General features: G+C 70.1%; 11 protein-coding genes. 5 read left to right on the forward strand and 6 right to left on the reverse strand.

Annotation, left to right across the window (positions count from 1 at the left end; translation table 11 throughout):
* Nucleotides 1-3 precede the first annotated feature (3 nt).
* The 4 genes from MLE64_RS03620 to MLE64_RS03635 are packed head-to-tail and all read right to left on the reverse strand — an operon-like array spanning nt 4 to nt 7711.
* Nucleotides 4-3270, reverse strand: a complete 3267-nt coding sequence (locus MLE64_RS03620; RefSeq protein WP_243316097.1) for an exo-alpha-sialidase — start codon at nt 3268-3270, stop codon at nt 4-6.
* A gap of 52 nt (nt 3271-3322) precedes the next feature.
* Complete coding sequence (locus MLE64_RS03625; protein WP_243316099.1) at nt 3323-5071, reverse strand: hypothetical protein; 1749 nt, start codon at nt 5069-5071, stop codon at nt 3323-3325.
* Nucleotides 5068-6750 (reverse strand): single-stranded-DNA-specific exonuclease RecJ, encoded by a 1683-nt coding sequence (locus MLE64_RS03630; RefSeq protein WP_243316100.1) that lies wholly within the window; start codon nt 6748-6750, stop codon nt 5068-5070. Before MLE64_RS03630 ends, MLE64_RS03625 begins: the two co-directional genes overlap by 4 nt.
* Nucleotide 6751: 1 nt before the next feature.
* On the reverse strand, nt 6752-7711 hold the full coding sequence (locus MLE64_RS03635; protein WP_243316102.1) for an acetyl-CoA carboxylase carboxyltransferase subunit alpha: 960 nt from the start codon (nt 7709-7711) through the stop codon (nt 6752-6754).
* A 105-nt stretch (nt 7712-7816) separates the two neighbouring features.
* On the opposite strand from MLE64_RS03635, the gene coaE reads away from it, so the two are divergent.
* The 5 genes from coaE to MLE64_RS03660 are packed head-to-tail and all read left to right on the forward strand — an operon-like array spanning nt 7817 to nt 14184.
* The gene (gene coaE / locus MLE64_RS03640) at nt 7817-9901 is read left to right on the forward strand and encodes a dephospho-CoA kinase (protein WP_243316104.1); all 2085 of its coding nucleotides are present in this window, start codon (nt 7817-7819) and stop codon (nt 9899-9901) included.
* On the forward strand, nt 9898-10428 hold the full coding sequence (locus MLE64_RS03645) for an O-acetyl-ADP-ribose deacetylase (protein ID WP_243316106.1): 531 nt from the start codon (nt 9898-9900) through the stop codon (nt 10426-10428). Before coaE ends, MLE64_RS03645 begins: the two co-directional genes overlap by 4 nt.
* Nucleotide 10429: 1 nt before the next feature.
* On the forward strand, nt 10430-11818 hold the full coding sequence (locus MLE64_RS03650) for a TldD/PmbA family protein (protein ID WP_243316107.1): 1389 nt from the start codon (nt 10430-10432) through the stop codon (nt 11816-11818).
* Nucleotides 11818-12435: an SAM-dependent methyltransferase gene (locus MLE64_RS03655; protein WP_243316109.1), complete on the forward strand. Its 618-nt coding sequence runs from the start codon at nt 11818-11820 to the stop codon at nt 12433-12435. The genes MLE64_RS03650 and MLE64_RS03655 overlap by 1 nt, the downstream gene beginning before the upstream one ends.
* Nucleotides 12436-12483: 48 nt before the next feature.
* Complete coding sequence (locus tag MLE64_RS03660) at nt 12484-14184, forward strand: phospho-sugar mutase (RefSeq protein WP_243316111.1); 1701 nt, start codon at nt 12484-12486, stop codon at nt 14182-14184.
* 60 nt (nt 14185-14244) lie between these two features.
* Here the strand turns inward: MLE64_RS03660 and MLE64_RS03665 are convergent, their stop codons facing one another.
* Together MLE64_RS03665 and MLE64_RS03670 are read right to left on the reverse strand one after the other, a co-directional pair.
* A complete protein-coding gene (locus MLE64_RS03665; RefSeq protein ID WP_243285998.1) occupies nt 14245-14478 on the reverse strand; it encodes a cytochrome c3 family protein in 234 nt (77 codons plus the stop codon).
* 170 nt (nt 14479-14648) lie between these two features.
* Entirely contained in the window at nt 14649-16823 is a 2175-nt protein-coding gene (locus MLE64_RS03670; protein WP_243316113.1) for a cytochrome b/b6 domain-containing protein, read from the reverse strand.
* Nucleotides 16824-16831 lie beyond the last annotated feature (8 nt).

The raw sequence follows: 16831 nt of genomic DNA on the forward strand, positions 1-16831 counted from the left end.
GCTTCAGGGGAGGGCGCGGCCCGGGGTGTATGGGGCCTTGGCGGCATCCAGGGCGTCCTCCAGGGCCTTGAGGGCTCCCGAAGCCGTCTCGAACCGTCCCTGGAAGGCCTTAAGGCCCTCCTCGGCCCAGGCCAGGTTCTGGCGCTGGGTGCCGGTGGGAAGCTGCGTGGTGGCCCACACACTGCCGGTCACCTCTCGGATGCGACCCACGATGCCCGGGGCCGTGGGCTCCTGGTACCTGGCCACGGTGGCGTCTCCGCTCAGGAGGGTGCGCAGGTCCTTCAGCTCCCGATGGAGCTTCCTCGCCTGCTCCAGCCGCGTCGCATCGGCGGCAGGCGTCTCCAGCAGCGCCTTGCGAACGAAATCGAGGCGGGTCTGGGCCTCGCTCAGCCGCTCGGAAGCGCCCATGGCTCGGCGCTGGGCCTCGCCCATGCGGGCGCAAAAGGCACTGTACTCAGTCCACTGGGCTGCGGTGAGGCGGTCGGCGTCGAGGGGTTTCACGTCGAACGCGACGGGACCCGCCACGGGCTTCAGCACGCCATCCACCTGGAAGGAGAGGGTGGCCTGGTAGCGCCCCGGCGCCGCCAGGGCGCCATGATCGCCGTAGTCCCAGGGATCCCGGTCGCCCGCGGCCTTCAGGCGGATGGGAGACGGGTCCTGGAGGCGGAGGTCCCACGCCAGGCGGTGAAGCCCCTTCTCGGGCTTCGCGGCGAGGCGCCGGACGACCTGCCCGTCTCCCGCGGCGATGGTCAGCACCACCGCGGGCGGGATCTCCCGGTCCTCGGCGCGGAGCGCGTCCCAGGCTGGAATGGCGGGATCCTGGCCGGCCTTGGTGGCTTCCTTCTCCTTCTCGTGGCGCTGGCCCTTCAGCGTCTTCAGTTCCTCCTTCACGTGGTAGGTGAAGACCGCGCCGAAGGGCGGATTGGGCGAGAGGAATAGCGAGTCGCCCTGGAAGGATTTCCCGGGCCCGCCGAACGGGACGGCGGGGATGTAGGCCTGGGCGGGCCTCAAGCCGTAGAGGTGCGCTTCGGTCGCAAAGTCCTCCGGCTTGGCCTCGCGCAGGGCGGTCAGGTCGTCGAGGATGAAGAAGCCGCGCCCGAACGTGGCCACCACCAGATCGCCCTCCCGCTCTTGGATGGCCAGGTCCTTCACGGCGATGTTCGGCAGCTTGGAGAACTTCGACCAGGACTTGCCGGCGTCGAGGCTGAAGAAGAGGCCGAACTCCGTGCCGCAGTAGAGCAGGCCCTCCCGGGCCGGGTCCTCGCGCACAGTGTAGACACTGCCCCGCTCGGGGAGCCCGGCGGCGATGGATTCCCAAGTGCGCCCACGGTCCCGGGAGCGCAGCAGGTAGGGCCGGAAGTCGCCCGTCTTGTGGTTGTCGAAGGCCGCGTACACGGTGCCGGCCTGGTGGGGGCTCGCCGACAGGCAGGAGACGTAGGTCAGGTCGGGCACGCCGGGGAAGCGGTCCGTCTTGAGCCAGGCCTTGCCGCCGTCTTCGCTGACCTGGAGCAGGCCATCGTCCGTGCCCACATAGAGCAGGCCCTCCGCTTTGGGACTCTCCGCCAGCGAAACGATGTTGCCGAAGAAGCTGGTGGAGGTGTTGCGGGCCACGGCATCCACGCCCCACACCTTGTCCATGATCTTCAGGCGGCTGCGGTCGATCTTCCGCGTCAGGTCCGGGCTCACGGCGGCCCAATTGTCGCCGCGGTCATCGCTGCGGAAGAGCTTCTGGGCGGCAAAGTAGAGGCGCTTCCCGCTGTGGGGACTGATCAGCAGCGGCGCGTCCCAGTTCCAGCGGAAGGGCTCCTCGCCGGGCGCGGGCTGGGGTTGGAGTTCCACCCGCTCGCCCGTGCGGCGATCGAAGCGGGCCAGGCCGCCGTACTGGCTTTCGGAGTACACGGTGTTCGGATCGTCCGGATCCACCTGGCTGTAGAACCCGTCCCCGCCCTGGGTCACGAACCAGTCCTGGTTGGTGGAGCCGTGCAGGTTCCGCGTGCGGCTGGGACCGCCCATGGAGAAGTTGTCCTGGGTGCCGCCGTAGATGGTGTAGAAGGGCTTCGCGTTGTCGACGGCCACCCGGTAGTACTGGATGACCGGCAGGTTGGCGGTGAAGATCCAGGTGGCGCCCCGGTCCCGGCTCTCGTACAGGCCTCCGTCGCATCCGGAGAGCAGGTGCTCGCTGTTCGCGGGGTCGATCCACAGCGCGTGGTTGTCCACATGCTTGTGCTTCTCCCCCACGCGGCGCCAGGTCTTGCCGCCGTCCTCGGTCACCTGCATCCAGGTGTCCATGGAATACACGCGCTGGGGATCCTTCGGGTCGCAGAAGAGTTCCTGGTAGTACTGCGCGCTGCCGGAGACCTGCTCGTTGCGGCGCTCCCAGGTGCGGCCTCCATCCTTGCTCCGGAAGAAGCCGCCGGCCTTGTTGGCGGCCTCGATGGTGGCGTAGACCGTGTCCGGCTCGCCTTCGGGAACCGCCAGGCCGATGCGGCCCATGTCCTCCTTAGGCAGGCCATCCTTGAGCCGGGTCCAGGTCTGGCCGCCATCCAGGCTCTTGTGGATGCCGCTGCCCGGGCCGCCGTCGATCATGCCCCAGACGTGGCGCCGACGCTGGTAGGTGGCCGCGTAGAGGACGTCGGGATGCCGCGGATCCATCACCACGTCGGTGACGCCCGTGTGCGCGTCGACCGTCAGCACAACCTTCCAGGTCTTGCCGCCGTCGGTGGTCTTGTAGAGCCCGCGCTCCCCGCCGTCGTTCCAGAGGGGCCCCTGCGCAGCCACGAAGACCACCTGGCTGTTGCGCGGATCCACGAGGATCTTCGCGATGTGCTCGCTGGTCTTGAGCCCCATGTTCTCCCAGTGCTTCCCGCCGTCAAGGCTGCGGTACACGCCGTCGCCATAGGCCACCGAGCGCTGGGAGTTGTTCTCGCCGGTGCCCACCCACACCGTGTTCGGGTCATGGGGGTCCACGGTCACGCACCCGATGGAGAAAGAACCTTCTTTGTCGAAGAGGGGCGTCCAGGTGGCGCCGGCGTTCACGGTCTTCCAGACCCCGCCGGAGGCCACGGCCACGTACCAGGTGTCCGGCCTGTGGGGATCGACGGCGATGTCCGACACCCGTCCCGACGTGACCGCCGGCCCCAGATTCCGGAGGGGCATGTCCACCAGGGGCGAGTCCTTCCGGGCCTGCGCGGCCTTGGACGGCGGGGCAGCCAGCACCGGCACGACCGCCAGAAGAAGGGCCAGGGATGGCAGGGACCGGAACCGGTTCATGGTGCCTCCTAATACGATGTCTAATCCATCATGCCCGAGACCGGCCGGGGATTCACCACCCGGGTCCCGCGCCCTTGCCGCGCACGCGGCCCTGCCATTTGGCCGTCTGGGTTCCGGGCTCGAGATCGAGGGCCTCGCCCTGCCCTTCGCCGAGGCGGCCCTTGAGCGTGACGGCGCCCTGGGCCTGGATCAGCTTCGCCGTGCGGTCCGGCCCCACGATGACCGTCACCCTGTCCGCCGCCAGACGCCAACCCTGACCCTGGCACTCCACGCCGCCGCTGAGCAGGATCTTCTGGCCTTCGCTCTGTCCCTGTTCAGCCCGCAGGTACAGGTCCCCGTCCGCCGCGGCCAGGGTGCCGTTCAGGCCTTCCGGGAAGGTCACCGTCTCGCCCTTCCTGAGGATGCGCGGGCCGGACAGGCGCTCCCGCAGGCGGCTCCAGCCCGCGGGCCTGCCCGTGAGCGTCCAGAGCGTGTCTTCCCAGACAAGCCGGGCCCCCCGCAGATTGCCTCCGGAGAACAGGTTCACCTGCACCGGCCCTTCGATGGTCCAGGAGCGGGGATCGCCCTGCCCCGCCCCGCCACTGAAGGTCCCGTCCTCGCCGCGGCCCAGCACCGGCGCCTGGAGCTTCCAGCGCCTAGTGGCCCGCTCCACGGAGATGCGGGGGGAGGACAGGTTCCGCCGCCCCCAGGTGAGGATCGGATGCCCCTCCGCCACGGCATGACCCACGGGCAGGGACTCGGGGAGGTCGCCGCCCGGCTTTTCCCGCATGAGCACCCGCGGGGCCCGCAGCACGAGGCGCTGGCCATCCATGGGCTGGTCCCACACCACGTTGCCTTCCAGACGCAGCCCGGCGGGTGTCCACCGGGCGCCCTCGGTGGAGAGGAGTTCCTCGCCCTCGGGCCCCGCGCGTCGGGCCCGGAAGGCGCGGAACTCCACCTGCTGGAAGGTCGCCCCCGGCGCGGGCCGCGGTGCCACGCCGCCCTTGGCGTCGCCGTGCCAGCCATCGGAGCGTTCGAAGGACAGGGGACCCGGCCAGGTGACCATGTCCGGGGTCAGGTCCGCCACCGAGGCCTGGAGCGATCCTTCGGTCAGGCGGGCCTTCACGCCCTCCAGATGGCCCGTCTGGAAGCCGGGCATGGCCCAGAGCCGCTCGGCCTCCATGGCCTGGAGGGTGGCCGGCCCGGCCCCGGCCGGAGGGGCCTGCCAGCGCACGGGGCCCTGGTCTACGCGGAAGCGGCCGTCCGCCTCGCGCCGCCACCCGGCGGGCAGGTTCCAGACGCCCCGGGCGGAGCCCTCCAGGGCCTCCCAGCGCAGGGGCGCCAGGCCCTCCCATTCCCCCCCGACCCAGCGCAGGGCGGGGCCGGCGTTCTCTACGCGGCCCTTGCCCAGGAGCGCTTTGGTGCCCGGGTCGGCCACTTCCAGGTCCAGTGGACCCTCGAGCGTCCACACTCCCGCCTGGCGGTGAGCCTTAGGCGACAACATGCGCCACTGTCCGGTCTGCTCATCCAGGCGGCCGGTCACCGTCTCCAGGTGCAGGTCCTCTTCCGAGCCTTCGATGGTCCGGTAGGTCAGCACCATGCGGTTGGGCCCCAGCTGCTCCGTGAGCGTCCCCAGGGTGCCCTTGGTGCCCGCGCCGAAGAGGGGATCGCCGCTCGCGGTCCGTCCGGGCATGCCTTCGTTGCCCACCACCAGGAAACGCAGGGTGAAGCCCAGGGTTCCCGCCGCCAGGGCCCAGCCGAGGCCCCGCCAGAGGGGGTGCCGCGCAGGGGGGAGATCCTGGAGCAGAGCCCGGACCTTCATGGCGCCATCTCCCCGAGCGGGGCGTCCACCAGCCAGGAGCGGCCCCAGCGGGCGCTGCCCTGGGGCGTGGCGGACACGCAGAGCCGATCTCCCACTCGCGGCTGCGCAGGGCGCGCGTGGCCGGCGAACCAGGTGACGGGATCCGCCAGGCCCGCCAGGCGCAGCTTCCAGTGATCGGCCCCGAACGAGGACGAGGAGGCCACCGGACCCTCCAGCCTCACCAGGGGCGGTGCGAACCCCTGGCCGAAGGGCTCCAGGCGGGCCAGATCCGCATCGTCCGGGAGGTCCCCGGGCGCGCCATCCACCAGGAGCGGCGGGATCGCTCGTCCCCCGGCCTGGGCCTGCGTGGCCTGGGCCTGGGCGCCCCGCTCCAGGGCCTGGCGGACGAAGGCCAGCCGCGAGGCCTCGAAGCTGAGGCCTGCGGCCGCGCGATGGCCGCCGCCGCCCAAGATGAAGGGCTGGGCCAGGGCCAGCAACTCGCCGAGGTCATAGCCTTCCGGAGCCCGCAGGCTGCAGTGCGCCACGCCGTCGATCACCGTGCAGACGCCCGCGGGCCGGCCCGTGGCGCGCATGCGGTGGCCCGCCACGATGCCGATGACGCCCTTGTGGGCGGTGGGATCCAGCGCCAGGTCGAAGGCCGCGCCGCCCGGGCGCGGCAGGCGGGCCGCCAGCTCCTCCTGGATGGCGCGGCGCTCCTGGTTGAGGGCCTCCACCCGGGCCATCAGCACCTCGGCCTCGGCAGCGTCCCGCGTGAGCAGGAGGCGCACGGCATCTTCGGCCCCGCCCATGCGACCCACGGCATTCAGCCGCGGCGCCAAACCGAAAGCGATGTCCTGCCCGCCCAGGGCACCTTCCTTCTTCGCGGCCCGCAGCAGGGCCGCCAGGCCGGGGCCGTTCTTCCCGCCCAGGGAATCGAGTCCCCGACGGACCAGCAGGGCGTTCTCGTCCCGCAGCGGCATCACATCCGCCACGGTGCCGGTGGCCACCAGCTTGAGCATCCCGTCCAGGAAGGCCGCGTCGGCGCCCGTGGGATGGGGCACGGCGCCGAGCAGGGCCTGGGCCAACTTGAAGGCCACGCCCACGCCCGCCAGGAAGGGGTTGGCATAGCCGTCGAGGTGGGGATGCACCACGGCGCAGGCCGGCGGCAGCTCCGGGCCCAGCGCATGGTGGTCCGTGATCACCCAGTCCAGGCCCAGCTCCGTGCTGGCGGCCACCTCCGCCACGCTGCGCACGCCGCAATCCACGGAGACGATGAGCCCGGGGTCCCGGGCCTCCTTCAGCTCCCGGATGCAGTCCAGGTGCAGGCCGTAGCCATCCGAGAACCGGTTGGGGATGAAGAAGGAGACCTCGGCCCCGATCCGCTCCAGGGCCCGCACCAGCAGGGCCGTGGCCGTGACGCCGTCCACGTCGTAGTCGCCGTAGACCACGATGCGCTCACGGGCTTCCACGGCGCGACGGATGCGCGCCACGGCCGCATCCACGCCCGGCAGCAGGTGCGGGTCCGTGCTCCGGGACCAGGAAGGATCCAGCCGCCAGCCCAGATCCTCGGGCCGGTCCACGCCCCGCAGCCAGGCCAGCCGCGCCAGGCGCGGCTCCAGGTTCCAGGCCGCGGCCAGGGCCTTCCAGGGCGACGGCCCCGCCGGGATCTCCCGCCGGAGAGCCCAGATCTTGGCATCCATCTCAGCCCACGCTGCCCATGCGGGCGAACTTCTGGTACCGCTCCTCCACCAGCTGCTCGGCGGACAGCTCGGACAGCTCGGAGAAGGCCTCGATGACCGCCTCCTTGAGGGCAGCGGCCGCGGCGTCGAAATCCGAGTGCGCGCCGCCCAGGGGCTCCTTCACGATGCCGTCGATGACGCCCAGCTCCAGCAGATGCGGGGCCGTGAGCTTGAGGGCCTCGGCAGCCTTGAAAGCCTGGCTCGCATCCTTCCACAGGATGGAAGCGCAGCCCTCGGGCGAGATCACCGAATAGATGGCGTTCTCCATCATGAGCACGCGGTCCGCCACGCCCAGGGCCAGAGCCCCGCCGCTACCGCCTTCGCCCAGGACGACGGCCACCACGGGCACTTCGAGCTTGGCCATCTCCAGCAGGTTCCGCGCGATGGCCTCGGCCTGGCCGCGCTCCTCTGCGTCGACGCCCGGATAGGCGCCCGGCGTGTCGATGAGGCAGAGGACCGGCCGCTGGAACTTCTCGGCCAGCTTCATGAGGCGAAGGGCCTTGCGGTAGCCCTCGGGCTTGGGCATGCCGAAGTTGCGAAGGATCTTCTGCTTGGTGTCCCGGCCCTTCTGCTGGCCGATGATCATGACGGGATTGCCCTCGATCCAGCCCATGCCACCCACGATGGCGGCGTCGTCGCCGAAGCGCCGGTCGCCGTGCAATTCTTCGAAGCGCTCGCAGATGCGCTCCAGGTAGTCGAGCGTGTAGGGGCGCTTTGGGTGGCGGGCGAGCTGGGCCCGCTGCCAGTCCGTGAGGTTCGTGAACAGCTCGGCCTTCAGCTTGTCCAGCTTCTTCTGCAGCTTTTCCCGTTCTTTCGACTGGGAGGGGTCCATCTCCATGGCCCGAATCTGGGCCTCCAGCTCGAGCACCGGCTTTTCCAGCTGCGAGAGATCCATGGCCTGTTCGGGTGTCGCGTCTTTCATGTGACCTCGGGTCAAGAAGAGGAACGAACCAGTGTAGCCGAGACTCCGGATTCAGGCTCCGTGCCGTTCCGGGGCGGTTGAGCGCAGAATCAGGGGGGAGCCGCCATGCTGACTTCACCCTTTCCCCTCCTTGGCCTCACCGGCGGCATCGCGGCGGGCAAGAGCTTCGTGGCAAGGCAAATGGCGGATCGGGGCTGGGCCGTGATCGATGCGGACGCGCTCGCCCGGGAGGCGGTGCGGCCCGGAAGCGACGGGCTGGCGGCCGTCGTGGCGGCCTTCGGGCCCGGCTGCCTTCAGGCGGACGGCACACTGGACCGGGCCTGGATGGCCGTCCATGTGTTCGCGGACGGCGGGGCGCGGGCCCGGCTGAACGCCATCCTCCATCCCCGCATCGAGGCCCTCCTGGCGGAACGCCTCCTGGCGCTCTCTCCCGGCACCCGCGGCGCGGTGCTGGACGCGGCGCTGTGGGTGGAGCGGGGCCGGGCCCACCACTTCGACGCCTTCTGGACCGTGGACGCTCCAGAGGACCTGCGGCTGGCGCGCCTCCTGGCCCGGGATGGCATGCCCCGGGAGGCCGCCCTGGCCCGGCTTCGGGCCCAGGCCTCGGCCCCGGAGCGTGCCCTCCATGCGGACCTGGTGATCCCCAACGACGGCAGGGATCTCGCGGAGATCCTCACAGGAGCCGAGGCCTCCCTTCTGTCAAACTGGAAGATCCGCCGCGCGCGGACCTGGAGATCGCCGATGCCCGCACCCTTCACCGCCGACCAGCTCCGCGAGGTCCTCTCCGCTCTGCTCCACAAGGGCGGCGACTACGCTGAGGTCTTCGTGGAACGGCGCCGGGCCCATGCCTTGGGCATGGACGACGGCCGCATGGAGGACGTGCTCTCCTCCGAGACCTTCGGCGCCAGCCTGCGCCTGATGGATGGCGAGACCACCCGCTTCGCGGACCTCATCGCCCCGGCCTTCGAGGAGCTGGTGGAGGCCGCCCGGACCTTGGCGGCACCGGGCACCGGCTCGTCCGCGGACGTCCCCGCCCTGGCGGTGCAGATCCATCCCACCCCCAGCCCCGTGGAGCGGGATCCCGACACGGTGCCCCTCGACGAGAAAGTGGCCTTGGTGCGCCGCGCCGAGGCCCTGGCGCGCAAGGAGGCCGAGGCCTTGCGCCCCGGCGCCCTCAAGCAGGTCTCCGTGGGCTACGGCGACAACACCCAGCGGGTGTGGATCGCCGCGGCAGAGCGCAATGACGGCGTCTGGACCGGCCGTCTCACCGAAGACCACCGCACCCAGGGCGTCCTGCGGACCAATGTCACCGCCGGCGACGGCAGCCAGCTCCAGACCGGCTACCAGGCCCTCGGCGAGACACGCGGCTTCGAGCTGTTCACGGACGAGGCCGTGGCCCGCACCGTGAAGGAGGCCGTGCGCCTGGCCATCCAGGCCCTGTACGCCCAGCCCGCGCCCGCCGGCACCTTCCCCGTGGTGCTCAGCAGCAGCGCCGGGGGCACCATGATCCACGAAGCCTGCGGGCACGGCCTGGAGGCGGATCTCGCGCTGGCGGGCATGTCGGCCTTCGCCGGAAAGCTGGGCCAGAAGGTGGCCGCCGACGGCGTGACGATCATCGACGACGGCACCCTGCCCCACAAGCGCGGCAGCCAGGCCATCGACGACGAGGGCAACCCCGTCAGCCGCGTGGTCCTCATCGAGAACGGCGTGCTGAAGGCCTACCTCCAGTCCCGCAAGACCTCGCGGAAGATGACCACGGAGCCCACGGGCAACGGCCGCCGGGAGAGCTACCGCCACCTGCCCATCCCCCGCATGCGCAACACCTTCCTGGCCGCCGGAAGCGAGGCGCCCGAAGCCATCCTGCGCGACCTGGACCGCGGCCTGCTGGTGAAGCACATGGGCGGCGGCCAGGTGGATACCGTGACCGGCAACTTCGTGTTCCAGGTGACCGAAGGCTACTGGGTGGAGAACGGCGAGCCGAAGTATCCCGTGAAGAACGCCACCCTCAGCGGCTGCGGCCCCGAGGTGCTGAAGCAGCTCACGCGCATCGGCAGCGACCTCCACCACTTCGACATCGGCACCTGCGGCAAGGACGGCCAGGGCGTGCCCGTGAGCGACGCGCTGCCCACCATCCTCTGCCCCTCTCTCGTGGTCGGCGGCACCGCCGAGCCTCTCCCGAGCGTGATTTGACGGAAGCGCGCCTGCGGGTGGTGCAGGCCGACATCACCACCCTCGCCGCGGACGCCATCGTGAACGCCGCGAACAGCAGCCTCCTGGGCGGCGGCGGCGTGGACGGGGCCATCCACCGCGCCGCGGGACCGGGGCTGCTGGAGGAGTGCCAGGCCATCCGGAATCGCCAGGGTGGGTGCAAGACGGGACGGGCCGTCATCACAGCCGGTCACCGTCTGCCCGCGAAGTTCGTGATCCACACGGTAGGACCCGTCTGGCAAGACGGGGACTCCGGCGAGGACGACCTGCTCGCTTCCTGCTACCGCGAGAGCCTCCGCCTGGCCGAGGCCCACGCCTGCCGCACCGTGGCCTTCCCCGCCATCAGCACCGGCATCTATGGCTTCCCCGCCGGCCGCGCCGCTGGCATCGCCGTGGCCACCTGCCGGGCCTGGCTGGCGGCCCATGACCTCCCACAGACCATCACCCTCGTGGCCTTCGATGGCCCAGCGCTGGCGATCCTGCAGTCCGCCCTCGAGAAGGAAGCCTGACATGACCGATCCGTTCCGCACCTTCATTCCCGAGTCCCTCGAAGCGCGCCTCCAGGACGGCATCCGGCACGCCCTGAAGCTGGGCGCCGAGGGGGCCGAGGCCTTCGTCTCCGTGTCCCGCGGCCGCAAGGCCAAGGTGCAGAATGGCGCGCTCGAGGACCTCACCACCAGCAAGCGCGGGGGCCTGGGCGTGCGCGTGATCCGGGCCGGCGGCCAGGGCTTCCGCACCGGCCTGGCCACCACCACCGACCTCGCCGCGGCGGACTTCCGGCAGCTCTTCGCCCAGGCCTGGGAGCTGAGCGCCCTGGGCGACGAGGATCCCTGGCTGCGGCAGGCCAATCCCGAAGGCACCGATGATCTCCCCAGCCGCTTCGATGGCACCGTGGAAGCCCTCACGCCCGAGCAGCGCATCGCCTGGGCGATGGAGCTGGAGGCCGAAGCCCGGAAGGCCTCATCGAAGGTGGCCGCCGTGCGCGAATCGGCCTGGAGCGACGGCTCCGGCGCCAGCCTGCTGCTCACGCAGAAGGGCGTGCGGACACCGGATGCCTGGTCCAGCTGCTCCGCGGCCATCGAGCTGGCCGTGGCCGATGGCGACGAGCGGCAGGCGGCCTGGCACTGGGATGTGGCCCGCCGGCCGGGCCTTGACCTCTCCGCCATCGGCGCCGAAGCGGCCCTCAAGGGCGAACGGAAGCTCCATCCCCAGCGGCTGCCCGCCGGGAAGTACCCCGTGGTGCTCCACCCGGAGGTGGCCGTGGACCTGCTCGGCATCGTCGCGGGCATGCTCGACGCCGAGTCCGTGATCAAGGGCCGCAGCCTCTTCGCCGGCAAGCTGGGCGAACCCATCGCCTCGCCTCTCCTCACCCTGGTGGACGACGGCAGGCTGGCCGAAGCTCCTGGCCGCCCTGCCCTCGGCACGGAACCCTGGGACGCCGAAGGGCTGCCCACGCGGCGCAACATCCTCATCGAGAGCGGCACCCTGAGGACCTACCTCCACACGCTCAAGACCGCCGCCGAGCTGGGTCAGGCGCCCACGGCCAGCGCCGGGCGCGGCTTCGGCAGCCAGCCCGGCGCCACCACCTTCAACCTCTTCCCCTTGGCCGGGGACACGACCCCCGAGGCCCTGTACCGCATGGCCGGCAACGGCGTGCTCATCACCGAGATCATGGGCCTGCACACGGTGGACCCGGTCAGCGGAGACCTCAGCGTGGGCGCCTCGGGCCTCCGCATCCGCGACGGCGTGCTCGCCGAGCCCGTGGACAAGCTCACCTTCGCCGGCAACCTCCGCGATTTCCTCACCCGCATCGTGGCCCTGGGCAGCGACCTCCGCTGGTACGGCGGCAGCGCGGGACTGAGCCTCCTGCTGGAGGACATCGCCCTGGGAGGCGCCTGATGGGCCGCGAGTTCTGGGACACGCGCTATTCGGAAGCCGAGCTGACCTACGGCGCCGAACCCAACGATTTCCTGAGGGAGATGGCGCCGCGCATCCCGCCAGGCCCCGTGCTGGGGCTGGGCGAGGGCCAGGGCCGCAACGCCGTGCATCTGGCCACGCTGGGCCATGCGGTCACGGCTGTGGACCAGTCGGAGGTCGGCCTGGCCCGGGCTCGGGAACTGGCCGCGCGCCGGGGCGTGACCCTCTCCACCGTGGTCGCCGACCTCGCGGACTTCGACTTCGGGGCCGCCCCCTGGAAAGGCCCCTGGAGCGGCATCATCTCCATCTTCTGCCACCTGCCCTCCGCCCTGCGGCGCGATCTGTATCCACGCTGCGCCGGGGCCCTCGCCCCCGGCGGAGTCTTCATCCTGGAAGGCTACACACCCCGCCAGCTGGAATACGACACCGGCGGACCGAAGGAACCGGATCTGCTCGGAACCCTCGACGAGCTGCGGAGTCTCCTGTCCGGCCTGGAGCTGGAAGTGGGCCGGGAGCTGCTGCGGGACATCCGCGAAGGCGCCCATCATCAGGGCCTCGGAGCCGTGGTGCAGGTGGTGGCCCGCAAGACCGCCGCGTGACCTTCCGGATCTGATCTGCAATCCTGAAATGTTGCCTAAGGACCTTCCATGAGCCTGGATTCCGCCCGCGCCTACCTTGCCTTCCCCCACCTGGAGCCGGAGCTCCGGGCGGAGCTGGAGCCCATGCTCAAGGCCGCCGAGGCCGGGGATGCCAAGGCCGTCGCGGAGCTGGAGGACCGGTTCTCCGAGCCCCTCGCCTTCGGCACCGGCGGCCTGCGGGGCTTCATGGCCGCGGGCCTGCGGCGCATGAACCGTCCCAACGTGCGCCGGGCCACCCTGGCCCTGGCCGCCGTGACCCAGCGACGGGCCCCCGGGAAGAAGGTGGCCGTGGTGGGCTACGACACTCGGATCAACTCCGATGTCTTCGCCGCTGAGAGCGCCGCCGTGCTGGCGGCTGCGGGCTACCAGGTGTTCCTCGGCACCCGCCCCCTGCCCACGCCCTTCCTCTGCTTCGCCATGCGCCGCCTGGGCTCGGCCTGCGGCGTGATCCTCACCGCCAGCCACAATCCCAAGGAGTACAACGGCTTCAAGGCCTACAACGACCTGGGCGGCCAGGTGGTGGAGCCCTGGGACACGGAGGTGGAGGCCCACATGGCCACCTTGCCTCTGGTGCCCGAACCACCGGTCGCGCCGGCTGGCCGCATCCAGCCCATTCCCGCCGAGGTCGAGGAGGCCTACCTCGCCATGGGCCAGGATCTGCTCCAACATCCTCAGGCCTTCGAGCCCGCCCGCATCCTCTACACGCCCTTCCACGGCACCGGGGTGGCCTTCGTGCCCGCCCTCTTCGAACGGGCCGGCCTGCCGCTCACCCTCAGCCCCAGCCAGGGCATCCAGGACGGCACCTTCCCCACCGCCCCGCGCCCCAACCCCGAGGAGCTCGCCGCCTACGCCGCGCCCCTGAAGGAGGCCGGGGCCATGGGCGCCGAGGTGGTCCTCGCCAACGACCCCGACGCGGACCGCATCGGCGTGGTGGCCAAGCGCGACGGCGCCTGGGAGCTCATGTCCGGCAATGACCTGGCGGCCCTCACGCTGGACTACCTCTGCACCCAGAAGGGCCGGAAGGGCGCCGTGGTGAGCACGGTGGTCACCTCCGACTTCATGGCCGAGGTGGCGCGCCATCACGGGCTGCCCGTCGTGTGGACCCTCACAGGCTTCAAGAACATCGCCGTGTGCATGGACCGCCTGCTGGAGCTTGGCGAGCCCTACGCCTTCGGCGCGGAGGAAAGCTACGGCATGCTGCTGCCGCCGGATCTCCGGGACAAGGACGGCGTCACCGCGGCCCTCGTGGTGGCCGAGATGGCCGGGCACTACAAGGCCAAGGGACAGACCCTGTTCGAGGCCGTGGAAGCCCTCATGGCCCGGGTGGGCACCTTCCACAACCGCCTGGTGAACCTCGAAGACCCCCGGCCCGGCGGCGCCAAGCGGTTCGCCGAGGCCATGGGACGCATCCGCGCCGCGGGGCTGGCTTCGCTCGGCGGCGAGAAGGTCGTCAGCTGGGAGGATTTCCAGAGCTGCCTCTGGCACGGCGACGGGCGCACGGAGCCCATCCTCGACCGTCCTGACCAGCGCGACCGTGCCCTGGCCATCCCGCGCAGCAACGTCCTCAAGTTCCGCCTGGAGAGCGGCGCTTTCGCCGCCTTCCGTCCCAGCGGCACCGAGCCGAAGCTCAAGGTCTATCTCCAGGGACGCGGCGAGGCCGCCCAGCTGGACCGCCTGGAAGCGGAGGCCCGCTCCCTGCTCGGCCTTTGATCACCTCCAGAAAAAGGGCGGCGCCGGGTTCGGCGCCGCCCTTTTTCTGGAGCAGGAGAACTACTTCTTCTTGAAGGTGGTCAGCTTGCCCTCGGCCCAGCCGTGGCAGTCCTTGCACTGGGCTTCTTTGTACTTGGCGAGCATCTTGGTGGTCGCGGCGTTGAACTTCTTGTCCTTGGGCGCGCCCTCGTGGCAGGCGGTGCACTTCGCGCCTTTCACGGTGGTCATCTTGGCCATGGCCGCGGGGGCGGCGGCAAGGATGAGGGCGGTGGTGAGGAGGGTGATGCGGCGCATTTCGGCTCCTTCATAGGGGTGAAGATCCGATCCGCGTGGGATCGGAGTGAGGGGAGGGCAGATGGACGACCGGAGTCCCGGCCGCCACCACCCGGCCCCACCCGGGTGGGTGGGGCGCGGATCTGCGTGATGGTGTGCCAAAGAGCGTATGGGTTCGGCGCTGAGCGGGCTCAGTGCGCAAGGCGCGAAGTCATGGCGTAGATGATCAGGAAGAGCAGCACGAGGCCCACGCCGAAGAAGATGTAGCCGGCGCTGCGGGCGATGCCCTTCCAGGCTTCCCACTCGTCCTTGACGCGGAAGCTGTCCAGGCGGCCCTCGGCCACCAGCCGGTCATACCAGCGCTTCCGCTCATGGAGCATTTCGGACTTCGAGATGCGGCCCGAGAAGATGACCGTATCCATGGGGAACTTCTCCAGGCGGAAGTGCGTGTTGAAGAAGTGGACCGTGAAGATGAAGCCGGCCGCCAGCAGGGCCTCGTCGGAGTGCACGATCAGCGAGACGTTGATCATCCAGCCGGGCATGAACTTGCTGAAGAACTCGGGGAACCACATGATCAGGCCCGAGACGCCGATGGCGAAGACGCCCCAGAACACGGCCAGGTAGTCGAACTTCTCGAAGTAGGTCCAGCGATCGAACTCGGGGCGGGCCCCCTTCCCGAAGAACCAGCGGTTGTGGGCCACGAAGTCCTTCAGGTCCTGCTTGGTGGGGATCATGGAATCAGGAAGGGCCATGGCCGTGAAGATGCGGCTCAGCCGGATGGAGCCCGTCTCGGGGTCCTTCAGGAAGCCGCGCCTCTGCCAGAGGTGGGCCAGGGTGGTGCTCACGTGGAGGGCGAAGTAGACGAAGGTGATCACCGCGCCGAAGTGGTGGAGCGTGCGGGCGACGTCGGCCCCGCCGAAGAAGCGGAAGATGGCCTTCGCCCAGTCGGTGTAGTAGAACTTCAGCGGCATGCCGGTGACCGTCAGCAGCAGGAAGCTCGTCACCACCAGAATGTGGAGGAACCGCTCGAAGGGCTGGAAGCGGGTGAACTGCTCGTCGTCCTCCTGGATCTTGATCTTGGCCTCGCGGAACTGCTTGGAGTCGTGGCGGTAGAGCCAGATGGAGCGGAACAGCCAGAGGAGGGTGTGCGCGCCGAACAGGGAGAAGGTGCACACCAGCAGCGTCGTCATGATCAGGAAGACGTAGTGCAGAACTGGGTAGTTTTTGCGGTCCATGGGGTTCGCATGGGGCGCGTACTTCGCGAAGCTGACCGAGGCGTTGGCATGGCACTGCTTACAGGTGTTGACGATGTTCGCGGGCGAGAGGCGGGAGTTGGGATCCGCGGCCCGCAGGACATCATGGTGGCCGTGGCAGTCATAGCAGGCGGCCACCGCGCTGGCGGTGTTGGCCTTGCCCAGGGCCATGGCCTTGCCGTGGTAGGTGTCGCGGTAGTGCTCGAGCCGGTCGGCGTGGCACTTGCCGCAGACCATGTCGCTGCCAGCCTTGAAGTGGCCGCTCACCGGCGTCTCGATCTGGTGGGCGGAGTGGCACTGGATGCAGACCGGCCCGCGGGGATCGCCCTTCGCCAGCAGCTGGCCATGGACGCTCTTGTTGTAGATCTCCTCCACGGTGACGTGGCACTTGCCGCAGGTCTTGGCGACGTTGGCATGGTTGATGGGCGAGCTGCGGTCCACGCTCCGCTTTATGTCGTGGACGCCGTGGCAGTCGTTGCAGCTGGGCGCCACGATGAGCCCCTTCACCAGCAGCGCCTTCCCGTGGATGCTCTCCTGGTACTGGGAGGCCACCGCCGGATACTTCATCTTGTATTCATCGGTGAGGTTCTTGTTGGCGTGGCACTTCGCGCAGGTTGTCGACAGGTTCATCTTGTAGACCGGCGAGTCCGTCTGCTTCACGGGAACGATGTAGTGGTTCCCGTGGCAGTCCACGCAGCTGGCCGCCGCCGAGGCGCCCATGGCCTTGCTCATGCCATGGATGCTGCCCTGGTAGACCTTGTCCTCCTCGGTGTGGCAGGTACCGCACTTCACCTTCGGCACCGGGTTGCCATCGCCCGGGTGGTCCTTGTGGAGCTCGGCATGGCAGGTCTTACAGGAGAGCGAGGCGTGCACCGACCCGCCGAACCGTGCCGCATCCACGAAGAGCGGCACGGTGGTGCCGTTCGGTCCTTCCTTGGTGAGGTCCTTGTCGCTGTGGCAGTCGAAGCAGCTTTCCTTGGCGGCCGCCTTGGCAGGGGCGCCCTGCAGGGGCGCCGAGGCGAGGAGGAGGCCGGTGATCAGGGCCAGCAGCAGGCTTCCGCCGCGCCGCCTGGCGGCGGCGGGAGCCTGAGTATCGGTAGAAGTCCAGGTCATGGGGTTGG

The sequence above is a fragment of the Geothrix paludis genome (assembly GCF_022808815.1).
GTDB lineage: Bacteria > Acidobacteriota > Holophagae > Holophagales > Holophagaceae > Geothrix > Geothrix paludis.

Excerpts from the sequence above, each read along its gene's own strand:
- MLE64_RS03620 (WP_243316097.1), bottom strand. The coding sequence starts at position 3,270 with ATGAACCGGTTCCGGTCCCTGCCATCCCTGGCCCTTCTTCTGGCGGTC.
- MLE64_RS03625 (WP_243316099.1), bottom strand. The coding sequence starts at position 5,071 with ATGAAGGTCCGGGCTCTGCTCCAGGATCTCCCCCCTGCGCGGCACCCC.
- MLE64_RS03630 (WP_243316100.1), bottom strand. The coding sequence starts at position 6,750 with ATGGATGCCAAGATCTGGGCTCTCCGGCGGGAGATCCCGGCGGGGCCG.
- MLE64_RS03635 (WP_243316102.1), bottom strand. The coding sequence starts at position 7,711 with ATGAAAGACGCGACACCCGAACAGGCCATGGATCTCTCGCAGCTGGAA.
- coaE (WP_243316104.1), top strand. The coding sequence starts at position 7,817 with ATGCTGACTTCACCCTTTCCCCTCCTTGGCCTCACCGGCGGCATCGCG.
- MLE64_RS03650 (WP_243316107.1), top strand. The coding sequence starts at position 10,430 with ATGACCGATCCGTTCCGCACCTTCATTCCCGAGTCCCTCGAAGCGCGC.
- MLE64_RS03655 (WP_243316109.1), top strand. The coding sequence starts at position 11,818 with ATGGGCCGCGAGTTCTGGGACACGCGCTATTCGGAAGCCGAGCTGACC.
- MLE64_RS03660 (WP_243316111.1), top strand. The coding sequence starts at position 12,484 with ATGAGCCTGGATTCCGCCCGCGCCTACCTTGCCTTCCCCCACCTGGAG.
- MLE64_RS03665 (WP_243285998.1), bottom strand. The coding sequence starts at position 14,478 with ATGCGCCGCATCACCCTCCTCACCACCGCCCTCATCCTTGCCGCCGCC.
- MLE64_RS03670 (WP_243316113.1), bottom strand. The coding sequence starts at position 16,823 with ATGACCTGGACTTCTACCGATACTCAGGCTCCCGCCGCCGCCAGGCGG.